This window comes from Pontibacter sp. YIM B11418 (genome assembly GCF_059278805.1).
The window spans coordinates 519,478-537,680 of sequence record NZ_JCAEMH010000004.1; the positions used below are offsets into that span (position 1 = coordinate 519,478).

Genomic DNA, 18,203 nt, shown 5'->3' on the forward strand with positions numbered 1-18,203 from the left:
GGATTTTTTTAAAAAATCATAGGCCAATCCATATTCTAGAAAACTGCCTTATGTCTTTCTCTCCTCAAACTGCCCCCGAAAAGCTCACGACGGCTGATCAGGTCGGCGTCCATAACCGGCTGATGGTACCGCTGTCGCTCATCATGCTGATCGCCTTCGTCATCCGCATGGTGGCTGCTTTCTTTTCGAAGGGCTTTGCTTTTCACGACGACCACTTCGACGTGATTACGATTGCGCAGCACTGGCTCTATGGCTTGCCTTCGTGGTTGCACGAGCCTTTGCCGCCGCGCCACAGCATGTTTTATGCAGGTATACACTATGGTCTGTTTTACCTGATGGAGAGTGTGGGCATCACCAATCCGGATACCAAGATGACCATTGTGCGTGTGCTGCACGGGCTGTACTCCCTGCTGATCGTGTATTATAGCTACAAGATCACGGAGCGCCTTTCAAACCAGGCGAACGCCCGTATTGTGGGGCTGATGCTGGCGCTGATGTGGTTTATGCCTTTTATGAGTGTGCGCAATCTGGTCGAGATGGTGTGCATTCCGCCATACCTGGCCGCTTTCTATTTCATGTTGAAGCAGGACGACCGGAAAAAGAACCTGCACTACCTATGGGCGGGGGCATTGTTTGCGCTGGCATTTGTGCTGCGTTACCACACGGTCCTTTTTGCCGTGGGCGCCGGCTTTGTATTGCTATACCGCCGCCAGTGGAAAGAACTCGCCTGGCTGGTGCTGGGTTTCCTGCTGATGGCAACGCTCGTTCAGGGCACAATCGACCTGATCTTCTTCGATTACCCTTTCCACTCGGTCATTACTTACTTCTTCTACAACGCCGACAATGCCTACAACTATAGCACCGGACCGGTATACCGTTTCCTACTGACCATCCTTGGCTTCATGGTGCCACCCATCAGCGTATACTTGCTGCTGGGCTACAGCCGCACGGCAAGGTTGGCGCCAATGCTCTTCTGGGGCGGACTGCTATTCTTTGTGGTGCACTCCCTTTTCCCGAACAAGCAGGAGCGCTTCATTCTACCACTCTTCCCGCTCATCATGATTTTGGGCGTCATCGGCTGGCAGGACTTCGTGCGTACCGCCAAATTCTGGCAGGGTCGCAAGAAGCTACTAGCCGCCAGCTGGGCCTTCTTCTGGATTATCAACATCGTGGTGGCCGTGGCGATGTCATTCACTTATACCAAAAAAAGCCGTATTGCGCCGCTCGTATACCTATCGGAGAAGCAGGACATGGACGCCGTATTGCTCGAGTTTGGCAACTCATCCATGAAACAGCCGCCGCTATATTACCTCAACCGGCTGGCTGCAGAGTTTCACGAGTACCACTTTAACGAAAAGCGCGACTGGGACGAATATAAAGCCGGTAAGCCGCTTCCAAAGGATTTTGCGATGACCTACAGCCTGAACGGAGAAAAGTCGCTGGACAGTCTGCAAACGGAGCTCAGCCTATACCCTTACCAGCCGGACTATGTGGTGGTGGTGGGCCAGAAAGACATGGAAGAGCGTATGCAGCGCATCCACAGCCATTACCCTAGGCTAGAGTTGGAAACAACCATTACGCCTTCGCTCTATGACCGGGTGCTGCACTTCCTCAACCCGCGCGTGCACAAAGACGAGCATGTGCGCATCTACCGCATACAGGGCCAGAACTAGCGGGTGAAGGTATAGAGGTAGTTGAGCAGGAAGTTCCAGATGAAGACCAGTACGATGGCGATGAATTTGGAAACGTAGAAGTTGAGTTTCACTTTTTCGGTGAGCAGGTATATGATCAGGTTGTTAATGATCACACCGGCCACGGCCACTAGCAGGAACTTGGAAAATTGCCAGCCTATTTCAGGGTCGTGACTGTGGAAGGTCCAGAGGCGGTTGAGGATGTAGTTGTTGATGCTGGCCAGTACAAAGCCCAGGCTGTTGGCTACATATTTGTTCCAGCGCAGCCTTTCCTTGGCTAGAAAAGTAACACCAAAATCAATGATGAGCCCTGTAAAGCCTACCAGACCAAACTTCAGGAATTTAAGAAAGAGCGCGCTTATACCTTCGGACATGCCGGCAGTTGGAATCTACAACTGATTTAACTTGCAAAATAGCATACAAAATTAAGCACTTTAGTAGATAGTGACAAATCTATTCTGTTGAGAAGACTGCTGGGTTGGTCGAGTAAAAGCGGCTATTTGTATAGTATATTTTGATATATCAGTTACAATTCCTTATTTCGTAGGGCATGGGTGAATCTCTACATCACCTCGGTCGGGGAAACCGCCCTCCTGGTAACTGATCAGGCCTCCAATGAAATTTTATGTTATCTTTGCGCTACAATCACGAAGGCAGTGCAAAGTTACCTATCCGTTGGCCTGCTAAAGTCGTTACCGCATTTCTTTAAGCTACAGTAAACTTTTTAGCGTAAGGTTTGGTTAGGATGTTAACCATGCAAAGCCACGCGCTATAACTCTGAATATCAATTTAAAAGCATTGCTAGGAGCTCCCCGCTCCGGCAATTATAGGCATACTTGTTTAAGGTGAGATGTAAGTAAGTTGCCAAATGCAACCAAAAAGCACAACAACACAACCAAAGAGAAGCCATACCTGCTAGGTATGGCTTCTCTTATTTACAGGCTATGGGTTAATTATTTAAAGAGCCCGCCTAGTTTGTCTCCCATCCCTTTTGGCAACTTATCTGTCAGGCCACCGCCCAACATACCCATGATATCGGATTGGCTGTTGACGTTGCTGCCGATTTTATTCATCAGAAACGACACCACGAAGGGAGCTACCTGCTGTGCCACCGACTCCGGTATGCCTACTTTAGAGGTCAGGTCACCCAGGTACTTCTGAATCATACCGTTCATGGCCGGGCTGTCCTGCGGCGACTTCTGCCCTTTGAGCATATTCATAATGCCCCCGGCATCTCCACCCGAGGCTTCTTTTTTCAGTCCCTCCTCCACATGGTTCTGGGCCAGGTCTACCGACTGATTGGCCTGCTGCGGGTCTAGCTTGAATTTGTCTTGCAGCTCGCCGGTCAGCTGCCCTTTTACACTGTTGATGATGTTTCCTAACATAGCTTTTACGTTGAGATGATACTTAATTTCAGGCAGCTGGAATTATACGGTTGTGTCCAGCTGTTACTTTTCTAACGTCATCCACCTACAGAAGATATAAACCCGCAAGGTATACATCGGTCAGGCACTGTTTCGACTTTGGCAAAATAATTGCTCCACTCCCCACAGTCCTTATTATTTGATACCTTTGCTCCAACAACCCTATGAACATGCGCTACTTAGCCTTCTTAGCTATCATTCTTATTGCCGGCGCCACTCTTGCCGACACTAAACTAAAAAAGACCCAGATCACCAAGGAGGTCAGCATCATGTTGCCCCGCGATTTCACCCCGCTCCATGATGAGGGCATTGCCAGTAAATACCCGGCTGCCAACCGACCGGTTGCTGTGTACTCAAGCCCGAATGGTCAGGTTGACTTCAGTATGACCCAGAAGCGCTCCCAGTTTCGCGCACGCGATCTGAAGATGCTTCGCGAAGTGTACAAAGCCAACCTGCTGGAGCGCTTCACGAAAGTGGATTTTATAAGAGACGAGGTAGCCAACATCAATGGCCGCGACTACATATTGTTTGAGTTTGTGTCCGTGATGGCCGACGAGCGCAGCGGCAGCCATCTGGCCCCTGTGCAAAAATACAGCATCATGCTCTACACGGTACAGGGCAATCAGCTAATGGTATTCTCGCTACACATGCCCTTCATGATGAAGAACGACTGGCAGGACACAGCCCGTGAGGTGATGGGCTCCCTGAAATTAAAAATAAAATAGACTACGCTCTATACCTGATCATAAAGGCCTCTCCCTTGCCGGAGGGGCTTTTTTTTTGTATCTTGTGAAAAGCGAACACTAATACCTATACCTGTGGACTTACTATCGATACACAGCGACGACCACTATATGCAAGAGGCCTACCGGCAGGCAACGTACGCCTTTGAGGAGGGAGAAATCCCGATCGGGGCTGTGGTGGTGAGCAACAACCGCATCATTGCCAAAGCCTATAACCAGACCGAGAAGCTGAACGACGTAACGGCTCATGCCGAAATGCTGGCGCTCACGGCGGCGGCCGAGTACCTGGGCAACAAGTACCTGAACGACTGCACGCTGTTTGTAACAGTGGAGCCCTGCGTGATGTGTGCGGGTGCCAGCTACTGGGCGCAGCTTAAACGGGTGGTGTACGGAACATCTGAGCCCAAGCGTGGGTATAGAAGAGTAGGCAACCTGCTGCACCCTAAGACCGAAATGGTAAGCGGCGTAATGGCGCAGGAGTGTGCCGAGCTGATGGCCTCTTTCTTTGCAGCCAAAAGAAAATAGCTATCTTTGAAACTCGCATTTCAAACGCATACGTACACCCATAAATCTGTACGCATGCTATTATTCACATATAAAACCACATAAAACTATGGCTTTCGAATTACCGAAACTACCTTACGCCTACGACGCGCTGGAACCACATATTGACGCGCGCACTATGGAAATCCACCATACAAAACACCACCAGGCTTATACCGACAACCTGAACAAGGCAATCGCGGGTACTGAGATGGAGAACATGAGCATCGAGGAGATCATGCAAAATGTAAAGGAGGACAACAAAGCGGTTCGCAACAACGGCGGTGGCTACTACAACCACAACCTGTTCTGGACTATCCTGTCGCCGAACGGTGGCGGTCAGCCTTCCGGTGAACTAGCAGACGCGATCAACTCCACTTTTGGTTCTTTTGACCAGATGAAAGAGAAGTTCAACGCTGCGGCGGCGACCCGCTTTGGCTCTGGCTGGGCCTGGCTGTGCGTAAAAGGCAACACGCTGGAAATCTGCTCTACACCAAACCAGGACAACACACTCATGCCATTTGCAGAAGGTTGCGGCGGCACGCCGATCCTTGGCATTGACGTATGGGAGCACGCATATTACCTCAACTACCAGAACCGTCGTCCGGACTACGTGAACGCTTTCTGGAACGTGGTGAACTGGGAAGAAGTAACTCGTCGCTACAACGAGGCGAAGTAATTAACAGAGGGAAACAGGCACAAGTTGTCAGATTTCCTTTAAAACAAGAGAGCCCCGCCTGAAAAGGTGGGGCTCTCTTGTTTATCTACTTAACAGGTATAGCTTGTTATTTCTTCGCAACCTGCTGATTGTTCTTATACGCTGCTACGCCAGCATCCAGGAACTTCACAAAGTTCTCCACACTCAGGTCGTAGGCAATCGGTTTTACCAGCACGTTCTCGTTCTCATCCATCAGCACATAGTAAGGCTGGGCATTTACATTGAACTTTGTGATTTGGTAATCCGCGTATTTCTTGCCGAGGGTCTTTTTCTCTTTGCCGTCGTACTCGCTCACATACCATTCACTTTCCGGCAGTTCGCTCTTATCATCCACATACAGGGCCGCTATCACGTAATCTTCCTGCAGGCGGCGCAATACTTCCGGGTGCGACCAAACATTGGCCTCCATTTCACGACAATTCACGCAGCCATGACCTGTAAAGTCGATGAAGATCGGCTTGCCCTGTTCAGCGGCGCAGCGCTTGGCTTGCTCCAGGTCAAAGTAACCCTGCAGACCGTGCGGCAGGTGCAGGAAGTCGGCATACTTAGGAGGTTCGCATAGTTGGTTCGAAGTAAACTGTGCCGTGCTTCCTCCTCCGCTCTGGCGCACCAACGCGTTAATATCAAAGTCGTGGGTGGACTGCGGCGGCAGGTAACCTGATAGGGCTTTGAGTGGCGCTCCGAACATACCCGGAATAAGGTATACCACAAAGCCAAAGGTTGCAATGGCCATGAAGATACGCGGCACACTGATGTAAGGCAGATCCGAGTCGTGCGCAAACTTGAGCTTGCCCAGCAGGTAGAAACCCATCAACGTAAAGATCACGATCCAGAGGGCCAGGTATACCTCACGATCGAGGATACCCCAATGGTATACCTGATCGGCGATACTCAGGAACTTAAGCGCTAGAGCCAGTTCCAGGAAGCCCAGCACCACTTTCACGGAGTTGAGCCAGCCACCAGACTTCGGCAGGCTGCTCAGCCACGACGGGAAAATGGCAAATAAGGTAAACGGCAAGGCAAAAGCCAGCGAGAAGCCAAACATACCCATAACCGGACGAAGCGTTTCGCCGCCTGCAGAGGCAACCAGGATACTGCCCACAATAGGACCCGTGCACGAAAACGACACCAGCACCAAGGTAAAGGCCATGAAAAACACGCCCAGTATACCTCCTTTATCTGCCTGTGCATCTGCTTTGTTCAGCCACGAGCTTGGCAGCGTAATCTCAAACAAACCCAGGAAGGACATACCGAAAATCACGAAAACAGCAAAAAAGAGCACATTGGGTAACCAGTGCGTGCTCAGGAAGTTAGCCCCATCGGCACCAAACAGCTTGGCTACCACCGTACCCGCTACAGTATAAATGGCGATGATGGAGATACCGTATAGCAGCGCCTTGCCGATGGCCTGCGCCCGGCTCTGGCTGCTGCCCGTAAAAAAGCTCACCGTCATGGGCACCATCGGAAATACGCAGGGCGTGAGCAAAGCCACTAACCCCGACCCAAAAGCGATCAGCATAAAGGTCCAGATGTTTCCATCAGACGATGCATCTTCGTTGGAAAAATCGATCAGAGCAGGTGTTACAGTTTCAGCTGTAGACTCCTCTTCTTCCAGCGCATCTTCGGTAGCCAACACCGAGTCCTGCGATAAGGCAGGCGGCACAGCTGTGTCAAGGCCATCGGGAGCGGCGGCTTGGGTGGTAGCCTGCTCAGGGGCTCGTTCTATTTTTTGGGCAGGCGTTTGGCTAGGCGTGGTCGCTGGTGTTGCAGCACCGCTGGCGGCTGTTACTTTGATTTGCGCATTGGTAAAGGCAAATTCATCATCAAACGGGATACACTTGCCATCTATGTCGGTGCATACCTGGTATTCGTATGAGCCCTTGACAACCAGATCAGGCTGCAGTACTTTTACTTTTTGTCGGAACTGAGCGGTGCCTACAAAGTAGGTATATTCTCCCTCCCACAGCTCGTCGTATTTCTTTTTAGGATTTACAGGCTTGATCTTGCCCATCAGTTGGTAGGAAGGGTGCTTTTCGAACTTAAACTCCGTCACCATCGGTCCCAGGTCTGGGTCAAAATCAGAGGAGTAGAGGTACCAGTCCTTGTCTATTTTCACATTGAAAATGAGCTCAACTTCCTCACCTACTTTGACTTCCTTTTTGGAAACATCGTAGCTCCAGGAAGCAGGCTTCAGCACCTGCGCCTGCACCATTTGCGCTGCAAAGGTCAGCAGGACAGCCAGCAGCCAGGGCAGGCGAAGCGCTAGCCTCAAATTATTTCTCATAAGGGTATACCTAGTTAATTCTTAAGATCACAGGCGCCCGCAGGCGCCACTACAAAAGTACAAATTTTGGACGAAAGCCCCATCTGTCCGGCGGTATCGTTACCTCCTCAAAGACAGATGACCCGCTATTGCCTGCCAATGCCGCTCCCAGTGCCATGAATAACAGAAAGCATCGGCAGGATGTTTCCGCACAGGCCAACAGATTGGCAGTCACGCTATATCCCTATCTTCCGAATTTGTATGCAAGCCTAACAAACTACTGATAATCAACAAGCTACAGTTCACCCTTTGTTTCTTACCGTTCACGGATATCAGAGGTATAGTGGGCACTTCTAAGGAATCTTACACATCATCTGAACGTCTATTCTATACCAGTTTATCAACAACCCTAACATCCGAAACTATGAATACAAACTTTCAGCCACGTGAATCCACCTCCATCAAAACGGCTTGCGGCAGAGAGCTAGGTTCTACCTTTAAGGTGATCAAGCTGGCGCGCGATGGGAGGCACAACTTTCATATTGTCTACCGCACTTTCTCAGATGAATTCATTTACTCCTTCTGCAATCCCTTCCTCGATACTTCTTCAGAGCATGATTATAGAATAATTTCCGAAAAAGAGGCTAGGGCTATTTTCATGCCTTTGCTTTCTCCGGAAAATGCCCGCGAGTTGTTTAACACCGCCCAGGCACCCGCCATGCAGGTTCAACACTAACCAACTGGAGACGTATCAACAAGAAAAGGTGCCCTGTGGCACCTTTTCTTGTTTGGGCCTTTTTACCACCCTACGCCGGGACTCAGATTCGGATTCTCGCTAATAGCACATACATATATAGCAAAAACACGTACTTTAGCTTAATTTTACGCAGCCGGAAGCAAACCGCCCCGTAACACACTATGGTCCTAAACATCTTACTCACTATATTTCTTGTTTTGCTTAACGGCTTCTTTGTGGCGGCTGAGTTTGCAATCGTGAAGGTGCGCTCCTCACAAATTGAGCTGCGGGCGCAGGCGGGCAACTCGATGGCCAGGCTGGCCCAGCACATGCTCACCCACCTCGATGCCTACCTCTCGGCCACGCAGCTCGGCATTACGCTGGCCTCACTCGGACTGGGTTGGATAGGCGAAAGTGTGGTGTCCCAGATCGTGATTAACGTGATGAATTTCTTTGGCTACGAGGGAAGCGTAGAACTGGCCCACAGAATAGCGCTGCCGATCTCCTTTGCCATTATTACGGTGCTGCACATTGTGTTTGGTGAACTGGCCCCTAAATCGCTCGCTATTCAGCGCTCCGAGGCTACTACGCTGGCTATAACGCTGCCGCTGCGCTTTTTCTACTACCTCTTCCGGCCTTTTATATGGATCCTCAACGGGTTTGCCAACCTGGTGTTGCGCTCCATGGGTATACGCCCCGTGCATGGCTCCGAGGTACACTCGCCTGAAGAACTGCGCCTGCTTTTTGAGCAAAGCGCCGAAGGTGGCCTGTTGGTCGACTCCCAGCATGAGCTCCTCGAAAACGTGTTTGAGTTCAACGAGCGCATGGTCAAGCAGATCATGGTGCCCCGTACGCGCATGGTGGCCATCGATGTGAACATACCGGAACCGGAACTGATGGAGATCATATTCGAGGAAGGTTACTCAAGGCTTCCGGTATACGACGGCGCTATCGACAATATAGTCGGCGTGCTTTATGTGAAAGACATCCTGAGCATGATGCGGTTGAATGAACCGATCATTATTGAGAAGCTGATGCGCCCGGCCTATTTTGTACCGGAGACCAAAAAGATCCCACGCCTACTCCAGCAGTTCCAGCGGCGCCACATGCACATGGCCATTGTTACGGACGAGTTCGGCGGTGTGTCAGGCATCGTCACCATAGAGGACATTATCGAAGAGCTGGTAGGCGAAATTCAGGATGAATACGATGAGGAGGTACCGATTGTGGAGCGCCTGGGCGACTTTGAATACCGTGTCAATGGCGGTGCTCCGGTTTCGGATGTGAATGACTACCTGCCCTTCCCGATACCCGAAGGCGAAGACTATGAAACGATAGGCGGTTTCGTGACCATGATCTACGGCCATATACCGGATGACCTGAACGAGGCAGCCAATTTTAACGAGTACAAGATACGGGTGCTGGATAAATCGGATCGCCGCGTAGAATGGGTGCTCTTTACGGTAAAAGAAGACTTTCACTCCCAGATAGAGCCGCAAACAGAAGAGACGGATCATTAAACAAAGAAGGCTATACCTGTCCGGTATAGCCTTCTTTGTTTTTCAGGTGTAGGTATAGCTATACCTCCGGATTAATAAACCAGCCGCTATACATCACATAGTTGTTGGCTACCTTGTCCAGCCCGTCAATTTGCTCCTGGCTCAGTTGCTTTACTTTTCTGGCAGGTATACCGGCGTAGATGTAGCCTGACTCGCACACCGTATTTTCGAGCACGATGGCACCCGCCGCCACGATGCAGTTCTTTTGCACCAGCGCGTTGTCCATCACAATAGCCCCCATCCCGATCAGTACATTGTCCTCTACCGTACAGCCGTGCACAATAGCATTGTGCCCGACAGATACGTTGCTGCCGATGGTGGTAGCGGCTTTCTGGTAAGTGCAGTGAATTACGGCGCCGTCCTGTATGTTAGTCTTATCACCGATCCGGATGGCGTTCACATCGCCCCGGATCACGGCATTGAACCATACAGAGCATTCGCGGCCCATCACCACATCGCCCACAATCGTAGCGTTTTCGGCCACAAAACAATCGGCACCCAGTTGCGGGCTTATTCCTTTTACAGGTAGTATAACTGGCATATTTTGAGTTTGAGAGTTAGAGAGTTTGTGAGTCTCGAGTTAAGATCGGTTTGTAGGGACAAGTCGCGACCTGTCCGAATCGTGCGCCGGCAATTCCTGTCTGAATCGTGCACGAACAACCATCAACAATTTAACAATTCAGCAATTTATCAATTCAATAACCTCTTCCACGTCCCTTTGCTGAGGTTATATTTCAGCGTGCTGGGAAGGGCTTTCCAGAAGTATTTGTTCATTTCTACGGCGAAGCTGGGTTGCATGTAACAGTTGATGGTGCAGCCTTCGCAGGCCGGCAACCGCCCCTCCAATTGCTTTAGTTCCTCCACCTCCTGACTCAGGTATAGCTCGCGCAGTCTGCCCTGTATCGGGAAGCTTTTCGTACCCAAATGGTAGCAGGGCAGCACCAGTTCGTTTTCCGGGGAGATGACCAGCGTGGTGCTGGCTGCTTTGCAAACCGGATTTGCCACCTTGTTGCCCCCATCGCGGCGCAGCTGAACGAAGCCCTCGTTCAGGTATACGCCTTTGCGCTTTCCGAAAGCCGTCAAGTAGTTTAGTTCCTTTTCTGTGAGCAGCTCCCCTACCGCAACTTCGTTGTACTCGAAGGCCGGGTTGATGATCAGCATCAGCTTGTTGGGCTGTGTGATGGTGCGGTATACTTCCTCCAGTTGGTCCAGATTGTGGCGGAAGACTGTGAAGAGAATATCCGGCCGTTCGCCCAACTTTTTGGCCACCTGTATCGACTCCATCACAAAATCGTAGCAAGCCACGCCCCGGCCGGTATCGTGCTCCTCTTTGTGCGCCGAGTCCAGCGAAAAGTGCAGCATGTCTACCTTGCCTTTTAGTCGTTCTGCCAGTTTGGGGTAGAGCATTCCGTTGGTGGTGAGCGTGGTGATGAAACCCATCTCGTGGGCCATGCTCAGCATCTGGTCGATTTGCCGGTGCAGGAGGGGCTCTCCGCCTGTAAAGTCAATTACCTGCACGCCCAGCTTTTTCAGGTCTCGCAGGTTTTGGGCCACGTCCTCCAGCGTAATGTAAGGTGAGGGCTTCTCCCAGATATCACAGAACGAGCACTTTGCGTTACAGCGGTAGGTAACGTAATAGTTGCAAAGCACAGGTTTCGATCTCAGACGCATCCGGAAGCAGTTGTTTACCCAAAATTAAGGATTCTGCCCGAGTATCAGGTATAGAAGTAGAGCAGGATTGTAAATACCTGATTTTGTATTTGGTATATTTAGTGGTTGAATAGTTGATTGTTGAATCGCTGGGTGCGCGATTCCCCTGCCCCTCTGAGGAGCAGGGGAATTTACTACACGATTCGGGCAGGTATACCTGCTGAACACTCAAACTCCTAAACTCTAAAAACTCCTAAACTATGAAAAGACAAAACATTTCCTCTGGCGCGATGTGGGAAAACACGATTGGGTATAGCCGTGCGGTGCGTGTGGGCAATGTGGTAGAAGTGGCAGGCACCACGGCCATGGATGGCGACCAGGTGGTAGGTATAGGCGATGCTTACGAGCAGACCTGGTTTATACTCCAGAAGATAGAGAAGGCCCTGCGGGAAGCTGGCGCCACCATGCAGCAGGTGGTACGAACCCGCATCTATGTAACCAATATCAGCCAATGGGAAGCTGTGGGTCGTGCTCACGGAGAGTTTTTCAGGGACATAAAACCCGCTTCGACCATGGTGCAGGTAAGTGCCCTCATCAGACCGGAGCAACTGGTGGAAATAGAGGCCACTGCGATAATCGAAGCAGATGAAAACCTGATTAACCCCAACGCTATACCTTATGATGAAGTATAATGGCCTGCTTGCCCTGCTCTTCTTGCTTTTGGTCGGTTGCACCAGCGCTGTTCAGCCAGCACAAAACGCATCCGGGAATAAGGTTGTTCCCACCCAGGTCATGCTGCTGGCCACGCTGCACGGCCTCCACAAGAGCAACCCCAGCTATACCTACGATCATGTGTATGAGCTTATCAGGAGGTATAATCCCGATGTAATAGGCGTAGAGATTCGTCCAGAAGATATTGACCAGGACACTACTTACCTGAAGCAGCTATACCCACTGGAGATGCGCCAGATCACAGTGCTTTTCCCAAGGGACAAGGTATACGGCGTGGATTGGTATGGTGAAGAAGCGGAGGAAAAGCTTCTTCCTACTGATGCTTTTAAAGGAGGAAACAAACAACTAACCGAGATCAAGCAGCTGGAACGTAACCTGAACGCCGATACTACGCTGCGTTCCAGGATGAAGATGCTTGCTGTTTTCCCACAGAAGATGGTAGAACTTGCGAGCACGAGCACCCCGGCTGGGTTCAACAATTCGGGTCATTACGACCTGGTAGCCGAACTATACTATAAGCAACTGGATATCCTGCTGCAGGGAACACCTTATGCTGCTTATGCAAATTTTAACCGAAGCCGTGATGCGCACATTGGCAGCAACATCATCTCACTGATTGAGCATAACCCCGGAAAGAAACTGGTTTTCGTGCTTGGAGCCAACCACCGTTTCGCAGCTGAGAAAACGATTCGGGAGAAGTTCGGGAAAAACATACAGCTAGTAGAGGTGCCTGGCTAGTAAAATAACACGCAGCTCCTTAAACAGTAAATCATTAGAATAATACCATAATCCAATCCAGTATACCCTATATTTACAAGGTTACGTACTAAAAGGCTATTGACTATTCGTTATACCTGTGCCGCTTTGGCCAAGGTTAACCATGTAGAATTTAATCATATAGCTATGAAAAACTTAGTGCTAACTATATTCGCGCTGTTTGCTCTCAGTACGGCAGCGCAGGCGCAGTTCCTGACGGGTGGACTTAAAGCAGGTGTAGGCTCTTCGAGCGTGAGCGTACGCGATGTGACCAGCAACCCGGCTGAGTATGCCAAAAAGGAATCTGTGACCAGTTATCATGCCGGCGCATTTGCCCGCATCAATATTTTGGGTCTGTTTGTTCAGCCCGAAGCGATCTTTACGCAGACAGGCGGCCGCCTGGAATCCAACCCCAATGCCACGCTCGCTAGCCGTGTAGCCGACATCAAGTTTAACCGCCTCGATGTGCCCATTATGGCAGGTATAAGCCTCGGCAACGTGGTGCGTGTACAGGCAGGCCCCGTGGCCTCCACGCTGCTGAGCGCGCGCCAGGATGGGCAGAACATCAAGAGCTTTATGGAGAACTCTGACTGGGGCTACCAGGCAGGTGTAGGCCTCGACATCCAGCGCCTGACTCTGGACGTGCGCTACGAGCACATCAGCCGCGACTACGATGACCCCGCCAATCAGAGCAACTACGATCTGGCCAATAAGCAGATCTTAGTGAGTGTGGGCCTGAAGTTGTTTTAGGTATAGTTTGTACCCTTGAGCTTATAAAAAAAGAGCCGCTGCAGGTATAAAACTGCAGCGGCTCTTTTTATGTGGATAGTATACCTGTTATGGTTGTGGCATATATAAATCTGCTCCCGGGCCAATTGGCAGGTCCAGCAGTATCCAGATGATGAACAGGATAGTCCAGCCGATCAGGAACGCGATGGAATATGGCAACATGGTCGAGATAACGGTGCCTATACCTGCTTTTTTGTCGTAGCGCTGGATAAAGGCCACGATCAGGGCGAAGTACGACATCATCGGTGAGATAATGTTGGTCACGCTGTCGCCAATGCGGTAGGCGGTTTGCGTGAACTCCGGCGTATAGCCCAGCAGCATGAACATCGGGATGAACACCGGTGCCATGATCGCCCACTTGGCTGAGGCAGAGCCCATGATCATGTTGATGGAGGCTGACACCAATATGAACATGATCATCAATGGGATACCGCTCAGGCCCAGGGTCTTCAGCACGTCCGCCCCGTTGATGGCCAGGATCAGGCCCAGGTTCGTCCAGTTGAAATAGGCCACGAACTGCGCCGCAAAAAACACCAGCACGATGTACGAGCCCAGCGTCTCCATGGATTTGGACATGCCCCGCATCACGTCGCTGTCGTTTTTGATGGATTTGGCGCCGATACCGTACGCGATACCGCCAATAGCGGAAAGCAGGAAGATAAAGGCTACGATGCCTGACATGAACGGCGAGTTAAGGATTTCACCGGTTTCCGGGTTGCGCAGGTAGCCGTCTTCCGGCAGCAGGCCGCCCAACACAAAGGCAGTGGACAGGAGAATAGCAATGGTAGCGTAAAGCAGGCCGCGCTTCTCCTGACTGTTCAGGCGATCGATGCTCTGCGGCTTTTCGTCGCCGGTATACTCTCCCAGCCTCGGAATCACGATTTTCTCCGTCACCCAGGTACCAAGACCTGCCACAATGAAAGTAGATACGAACATGAAATAGTAGTTGGCCGCCGGGTTTACGGTATAGTTCGGATCGATGATGCGTGCAGCCTCTGTTGACAAACCGGCCAGCAGCGGATCAATCGTTCCCAGCAGCAGGTTGGCGCTGTAACCACCCGACACACCAGCAAAAGCCGCCGCCAGACCAGCCAGCGGATGACGGCCGGCCGCCAAAAAGATTACCGCCGCCAGCGGCACCAGCAGTACGTAGCCCACTTCAGAAGCCGTGTTGGACAAAACACCCGCAAACACGATCACGAAGGTAAGCAGGCGCTTCGGCGAGGACAGCACCACCAGGCGCAGCACCGCACCGATCAGGCCGGTGCCTTCGGCTATACCTATACCTAGCAAAGAAACCAGCACCGTGCCCAGTGGGGCGAAGTCAGTGAAGTTAGTGACCATGCGCGTCAGGATCATGTGCAGTCCTTCGGTAGACAGCAGGTTAACCGGTGTTATGGTCTGCCCGGTGCCCGGATGCACCACGGCCATGTCGAAGAGGCTGGCCACCCACGATAGGATGATCACGAGAAGGGCGAAGCCGGCAAATAGCGTGGCGGGGTGTGGCAGGGCATTACCAATGCGTTCCACCACCGACAGGAATTTGTCAATCCCTGACTTTTTTGTCTTAAGTTGGGTCATAAAAAGTTTTTTAGTTTCCCGCCCGCACACCGCTTATCTAGGTATAGGTGCCGGACGTGCAGCCGAAGTCAGCTAAAACGGGCTTCCGAAATTGCTCAAAATTTTGCAGCCTCGCAAATTTTAGCAAAAAGCCATACCTTCGTTTATCATCAAAAAAGCTTTCCCCATGATCACACCCTTGCAGCCCGGCGACAAAATCGCCATCATCGCCACCGCCCGACTTATCAGTCAAGAAGATATTGCCGCCGCCATTGACATACTGCAGGGCTGGGGACTGGAAGTAGAGGTCGGCCCGACAGTAGGGGCGCAATATGGTGTGTTTGCCGGCGACGATGCGCTGCGCCTGCAGGACCTGCAGCAGGCCCTCGACCGCCCCGACATCAAAGCCATCATCTGCGCACGCGGCGGCTACGGCACCACCCGCATCCTCGACCAGGTGGATTTCAGCCATTTTCAAAAGCATCCGAAATGGGTAGTGGGCTTCAGTGACATCACCTCACTCCTTTGCCACATCCACAGTGTAGGTATAGAAAGCGTGCACGGTATCATGCCTTTGCTTTTCCCGAAAGGCACGGAAGAAGCGCTGGACAGTCTGCGCCGCGTGCTCTTCGGCGAGGAGCTCAGCTACAGCGCAGCTCCGCACGACTTTAACCGCACAGGTATAGCCGAAGGCCAATTGATCGGCGGCAACCTGGCCCTGTTGCACAACGTCTCCGGCACTAGCTCCGACTTCAGCACCAAAGGCAAGATCCTGTTCCTGGAAGACGTAGATGAGTACCTCTACAGCATCGACCGCATGATGGTGCACCTCGACCGCGCCGGCAAGCTGAAGGATTTAGCAGGCCTGATCGTGGGCCATTTCAGCGACATGAAAGACAATTCTATACCTTTCGGCAAGGATGCCTACGAAATAATCGCCGAGCACAGCGGCAAGTACAACTACCCCGTTTGCTACGGCTTCCCGACCGGCCACGAACCGGATAACCTGGCGCTGGTTTGCGGTAGAAAAGCGAGGCTGGAAGTAACCGATCAGGGCACACAGCTGACATATGCACAAATTAGTTGATCAAGACTTACAAAAGCGGATGGGTAGGCACCAAGGTATGGGACTTCGTATATCTTACTGAGCAAAAAAGCTTATACCTGTTGTAAGAAAAGAGCATACCATCAAAACACATGAACTACACAGCATACCTGGAGCGCATCGGATACACCGGGAAACTGCAGCCGACCCTTGAAGTGCTGCGGCAACTGCAGAAGCGCCACTTGTTATCTGTTCCTTTCGAAAATCTTGACATTCACCACGGGGTTACGATCGAACTGGATGTTGAAAGGATCTTTGACAAGGTGGTGCTTCAGAAGCGGGGCGGGTTCTGCTATGAGCTGAACGGTTTATACTTTGAATTACTCACTGCGATTGGTTTTGATGTGAGACGGATTTCTGCAAAAGTCTATTCCAGCAGCGAAGGCACTTACTCGCCGGAGTATGATCATCTGGCCTTGCTGGTGGCGATACAAAATGAGGAGTATCTGACCGATGTCGGGTTCGGCGAATTTAGTTTTGAGCCACTGAAGATGGAGTTGAACAAGGTACAGGCAGATGCGCGCGGCAATTACGTCTTCGACAAATATGATGAGAGCTATTATCAGGTAAGCCGAATCGAAAACGGTGAGATCCGGCCCGAATACATCTTCCGGAAAGCAGCGAGGGCGTTTGATGAATTTGCCGGCATGTGCCACTTTCACCAGACCGATCCCGGTTCTCACTTCAGGCAGCGCAGTATGATCACGCTTCCCACCGAACAAGGCCGGATCACCCTTACAGAGAACAAACTCAAGATAAAAGAAGTTGACCTTACTAGGGAAACTGTATTGAAAGACGCTACTGAGTACGAGCTATACCTGTGGAAATACTTTGGGGTAAAACCAGCTGGCCGCAATAGCTAGCTTAACTCTGGTATGCTGTGGAAAAGCGAGGCTGGAAGTTGGGGATGTCAGTGCAAGATTATTCCGCCTAACATGCTATATTAGGTGGATAAACGTCACTATGACGTTTACACAGTAGTTATGTGTAATAAGTAAGAAGCCAATGTACAAAGGAGAACCTTCTGAAGGTATTGAGTTTTATGATTTGTTGTTCAAAAGCGATGACTTTAGTGCAGAACTAGGTAAAGTTGCTTTGGCTGCAGGAAGGCTAGAAGCAGAACTAATGCGCTATCTGTATCGCAATGGAGTCAAAGAAAAAGTAGTTGGATCTACCTTAGGGAAGCTAGTTGATTTAGGAAATAAGTATAATTTGTTTGATAAGAATTTAGCTATTGCACTAGATATAACTCGCAAACAGAGAAACTATTTAACACATAATATTTATGCATTACTCACCGAGCTTATCGATGAAACAATTTTAGAAAGAAGCAACTTGCTAGATACTGATGTGCATACCTATGAAGAAAGAGCGTGGCAATTAAGAGAGAATTTAGTGGCATTAGCCGATATAATCAATAAGAAATAAATGAATCTGTTCATCTTCTTAAGTGGCCCTGCAAGTTTCGCTGATTTGATGTTGCTTCTACTCTTATGGATAGTTGCACCTATTGCATTTCTATATTTTGCAGTTAAAATCCTCATGTTTCTGACACAAAAGAAGAATGAAAGTTTTGACTACTGGTCATCATTTGACAGCTTGGTTAATTCACTGCGGGAAAGAAATGAACAGGTAATAGCTAAAGAATTCGAAGAGTCTAAAAAATTAGTTAGTGGGACAACAGACGGGTGGTTCGAATTTCTTAATAACTTTAGAAGTGCAGTAAATCAAAATATCATGAAGTTGACAAGTGAAGAATCTACAACTGCACATGATTTAATCAATTCTTTGGAAGAAACACTTAGAAAAAATAAAAGCTGCTAACAAGGGTAGCTGTTGCACAACTCCTCAGTAACTTCTGATCTCTATAGCTTTTCTGATTCCACTTCTCTTTTTGCTCCCCAAAACCATCTTGATAAATACTACCTGCTCCG

General features: G+C 50.4%; 19 protein-coding genes. 13 read left to right on the forward strand and 6 right to left on the reverse strand.

Annotated elements, in window-relative coordinates; genetic code table 11:
- The first annotated feature begins 50 nt into the window (after nucleotides 1-50).
- Nucleotides 51-1,673 carry a glycosyltransferase family 39 protein gene (locus tag AC4QZR_RS12715; protein ID WP_494481239.1) on the forward strand — a complete coding sequence of 541 codons (1,623 nt, stop codon included), beginning with the start codon at nucleotides 51-53 and terminating at the stop codon, nucleotides 1,671-1,673.
- Here AC4QZR_RS12715 and AC4QZR_RS12720 read toward each other — a convergent pair.
- Together AC4QZR_RS12720 and AC4QZR_RS12725 are read right to left on the reverse strand one after the other, a co-directional pair.
- Nucleotides 1,670-2,065, reverse strand: coding sequence for a GtrA family protein (locus AC4QZR_RS12720; RefSeq protein WP_494481240.1), 396 nt, complete (start codon nucleotides 2,063-2,065; stop codon nucleotides 1,670-1,672). The genes AC4QZR_RS12715 and AC4QZR_RS12720 overlap by 4 nt on opposite strands.
- 579 nt (nucleotides 2,066-2,644) lie before the next feature.
- Complete coding sequence (locus AC4QZR_RS12725) at nucleotides 2,645-3,076, reverse strand: hypothetical protein (RefSeq protein WP_494481241.1); 432 nt, start codon at nucleotides 3,074-3,076, stop codon at nucleotides 2,645-2,647.
- A 209-nt stretch (nucleotides 3,077-3,285) separates the two neighbouring features.
- On the opposite strand from AC4QZR_RS12725, the gene AC4QZR_RS12730 reads away from it, so the two are divergent.
- From AC4QZR_RS12730 to AC4QZR_RS12740, 3 genes are all read left to right on the forward strand, one after another.
- A complete protein-coding gene (locus AC4QZR_RS12730) occupies nucleotides 3,286-3,840 on the forward strand; it encodes a hypothetical protein (RefSeq protein ID WP_253402074.1) in 555 nt (184 codons plus the stop codon).
- Nucleotides 3,841-3,933: 93 nt separating this feature from the next.
- The gene (locus AC4QZR_RS12735) at nucleotides 3,934-4,383 is read left to right on the forward strand and encodes a nucleoside deaminase (RefSeq protein ID WP_262890299.1); all 450 of its coding nucleotides are present in this window, start codon (nucleotides 3,934-3,936) and stop codon (nucleotides 4,381-4,383) included.
- 88 nt (nucleotides 4,384-4,471) lie between these two features.
- A complete protein-coding gene (locus tag AC4QZR_RS12740; RefSeq protein ID WP_253402072.1) occupies nucleotides 4,472-5,080 on the forward strand; it encodes a superoxide dismutase in 609 nt (202 codons plus the stop codon).
- A 106-nt stretch (nucleotides 5,081-5,186) separates the two neighbouring features.
- On the opposite strand, the gene AC4QZR_RS12745 is transcribed toward AC4QZR_RS12740, so the two are convergent.
- Entirely contained in the window at nucleotides 5,187-7,403 is a 2,217-nt protein-coding gene (locus AC4QZR_RS12745) for a protein-disulfide reductase DsbD family protein (RefSeq protein WP_494481242.1), read from the reverse strand.
- A 403-nt stretch (nucleotides 7,404-7,806) separates the two neighbouring features.
- Here AC4QZR_RS12745 and AC4QZR_RS12750 point away from each other — a divergent pair, with 403 nt between their 5' ends.
- Nucleotides 7,807-8,118 carry a hypothetical protein gene (locus tag AC4QZR_RS12750; RefSeq protein WP_494481243.1) on the forward strand — a complete coding sequence of 104 codons (312 nt, stop codon included), beginning with the start codon at nucleotides 7,807-7,809 and terminating at the stop codon, nucleotides 8,116-8,118.
- A gap of 182 nt (nucleotides 8,119-8,300) precedes the next feature.
- Nucleotides 8,301-9,638, forward strand: a complete 1,338-nt coding sequence (locus AC4QZR_RS12755) for a hemolysin family protein (RefSeq protein ID WP_494481244.1) — start codon at nucleotides 8,301-8,303, stop codon at nucleotides 9,636-9,638.
- Nucleotides 9,639-9,696: 58 nt separating this feature from the next.
- Here the strand turns inward: AC4QZR_RS12755 and AC4QZR_RS12760 are convergent, their stop codons facing one another.
- Nucleotides 9,697-10,218, reverse strand: a complete 522-nt coding sequence (locus tag AC4QZR_RS12760) for a gamma carbonic anhydrase family protein (RefSeq protein WP_494481245.1) — start codon at nucleotides 10,216-10,218, stop codon at nucleotides 9,697-9,699.
- A gap of 149 nt (nucleotides 10,219-10,367) precedes the next feature.
- Nucleotides 10,368-11,348 carry a radical SAM protein gene (locus AC4QZR_RS12765; RefSeq protein WP_494481246.1) on the reverse strand — a complete coding sequence of 327 codons (981 nt, stop codon included), beginning with the start codon at nucleotides 11,346-11,348 and terminating at the stop codon, nucleotides 10,368-10,370.
- 239 nt (nucleotides 11,349-11,587) lie between these two features.
- Between AC4QZR_RS12765 and AC4QZR_RS12770 the strand changes: the two genes are divergently transcribed.
- The 3 genes from AC4QZR_RS12770 to AC4QZR_RS12780 all read left to right on the forward strand — a co-directional run bounded on the left by AC4QZR_RS12770 (nucleotide 11,588) and on the right by AC4QZR_RS12780 (nucleotide 13,565).
- Entirely contained in the window at nucleotides 11,588-12,019 is a 432-nt protein-coding gene (locus AC4QZR_RS12770) for a RidA family protein (RefSeq protein WP_494481247.1), read from the forward strand.
- The gene (locus AC4QZR_RS12775) at nucleotides 12,006-12,797 is read left to right on the forward strand and encodes a hypothetical protein (protein ID WP_494481248.1); all 792 of its coding nucleotides are present in this window, start codon (nucleotides 12,006-12,008) and stop codon (nucleotides 12,795-12,797) included. The genes AC4QZR_RS12770 and AC4QZR_RS12775 overlap by 14 nt, the downstream gene beginning before the upstream one ends.
- A 165-nt stretch (nucleotides 12,798-12,962) precedes the next feature.
- Nucleotides 12,963-13,565 carry a porin family protein gene (locus AC4QZR_RS12780; protein ID WP_494481249.1) on the forward strand — a complete coding sequence of 201 codons (603 nt, stop codon included), beginning with the start codon at nucleotides 12,963-12,965 and terminating at the stop codon, nucleotides 13,563-13,565.
- A gap of 87 nt (nucleotides 13,566-13,652) precedes the next feature.
- Here AC4QZR_RS12780 and AC4QZR_RS12785 read toward each other — a convergent pair whose 3' ends face one another.
- Nucleotides 13,653-15,185, reverse strand: coding sequence for an AbgT family transporter (locus AC4QZR_RS12785; RefSeq protein WP_494481250.1), 1,533 nt, complete (start codon nucleotides 15,183-15,185; stop codon nucleotides 13,653-13,655).
- 166 nt (nucleotides 15,186-15,351) lie between these two features.
- On the opposite strand from AC4QZR_RS12785, the gene AC4QZR_RS12790 reads away from it, so the two are divergent.
- The 4 genes from AC4QZR_RS12790 (at nucleotide 15,352) to AC4QZR_RS12805 (ending at nucleotide 18,093) form a co-directional block, all read left to right on the forward strand.
- Nucleotides 15,352-16,251, forward strand: coding sequence for a S66 peptidase family protein (locus tag AC4QZR_RS12790; RefSeq protein ID WP_494481251.1), 900 nt, complete (start codon nucleotides 15,352-15,354; stop codon nucleotides 16,249-16,251).
- A 110-nt stretch (nucleotides 16,252-16,361) separates the two neighbouring features.
- On the forward strand, nucleotides 16,362-17,132 hold the full coding sequence (locus AC4QZR_RS12795; protein WP_494481252.1) for an arylamine N-acetyltransferase family protein: 771 nt from the start codon (nucleotides 16,362-16,364) through the stop codon (nucleotides 17,130-17,132).
- A 142-nt stretch (nucleotides 17,133-17,274) separates the two neighbouring features.
- Nucleotides 17,275-17,697 carry a hypothetical protein gene (locus tag AC4QZR_RS12800; RefSeq protein ID WP_494481253.1) on the forward strand — a complete coding sequence of 141 codons (423 nt, stop codon included), beginning with the start codon at nucleotides 17,275-17,277 and terminating at the stop codon, nucleotides 17,695-17,697.
- A complete protein-coding gene (locus tag AC4QZR_RS12805) occupies nucleotides 17,698-18,093 on the forward strand; it encodes a hypothetical protein (protein WP_494481254.1) in 396 nt (131 codons plus the stop codon).
- The last annotated feature ends 110 nt before the right edge of the window (nucleotides 18,094-18,203 follow it).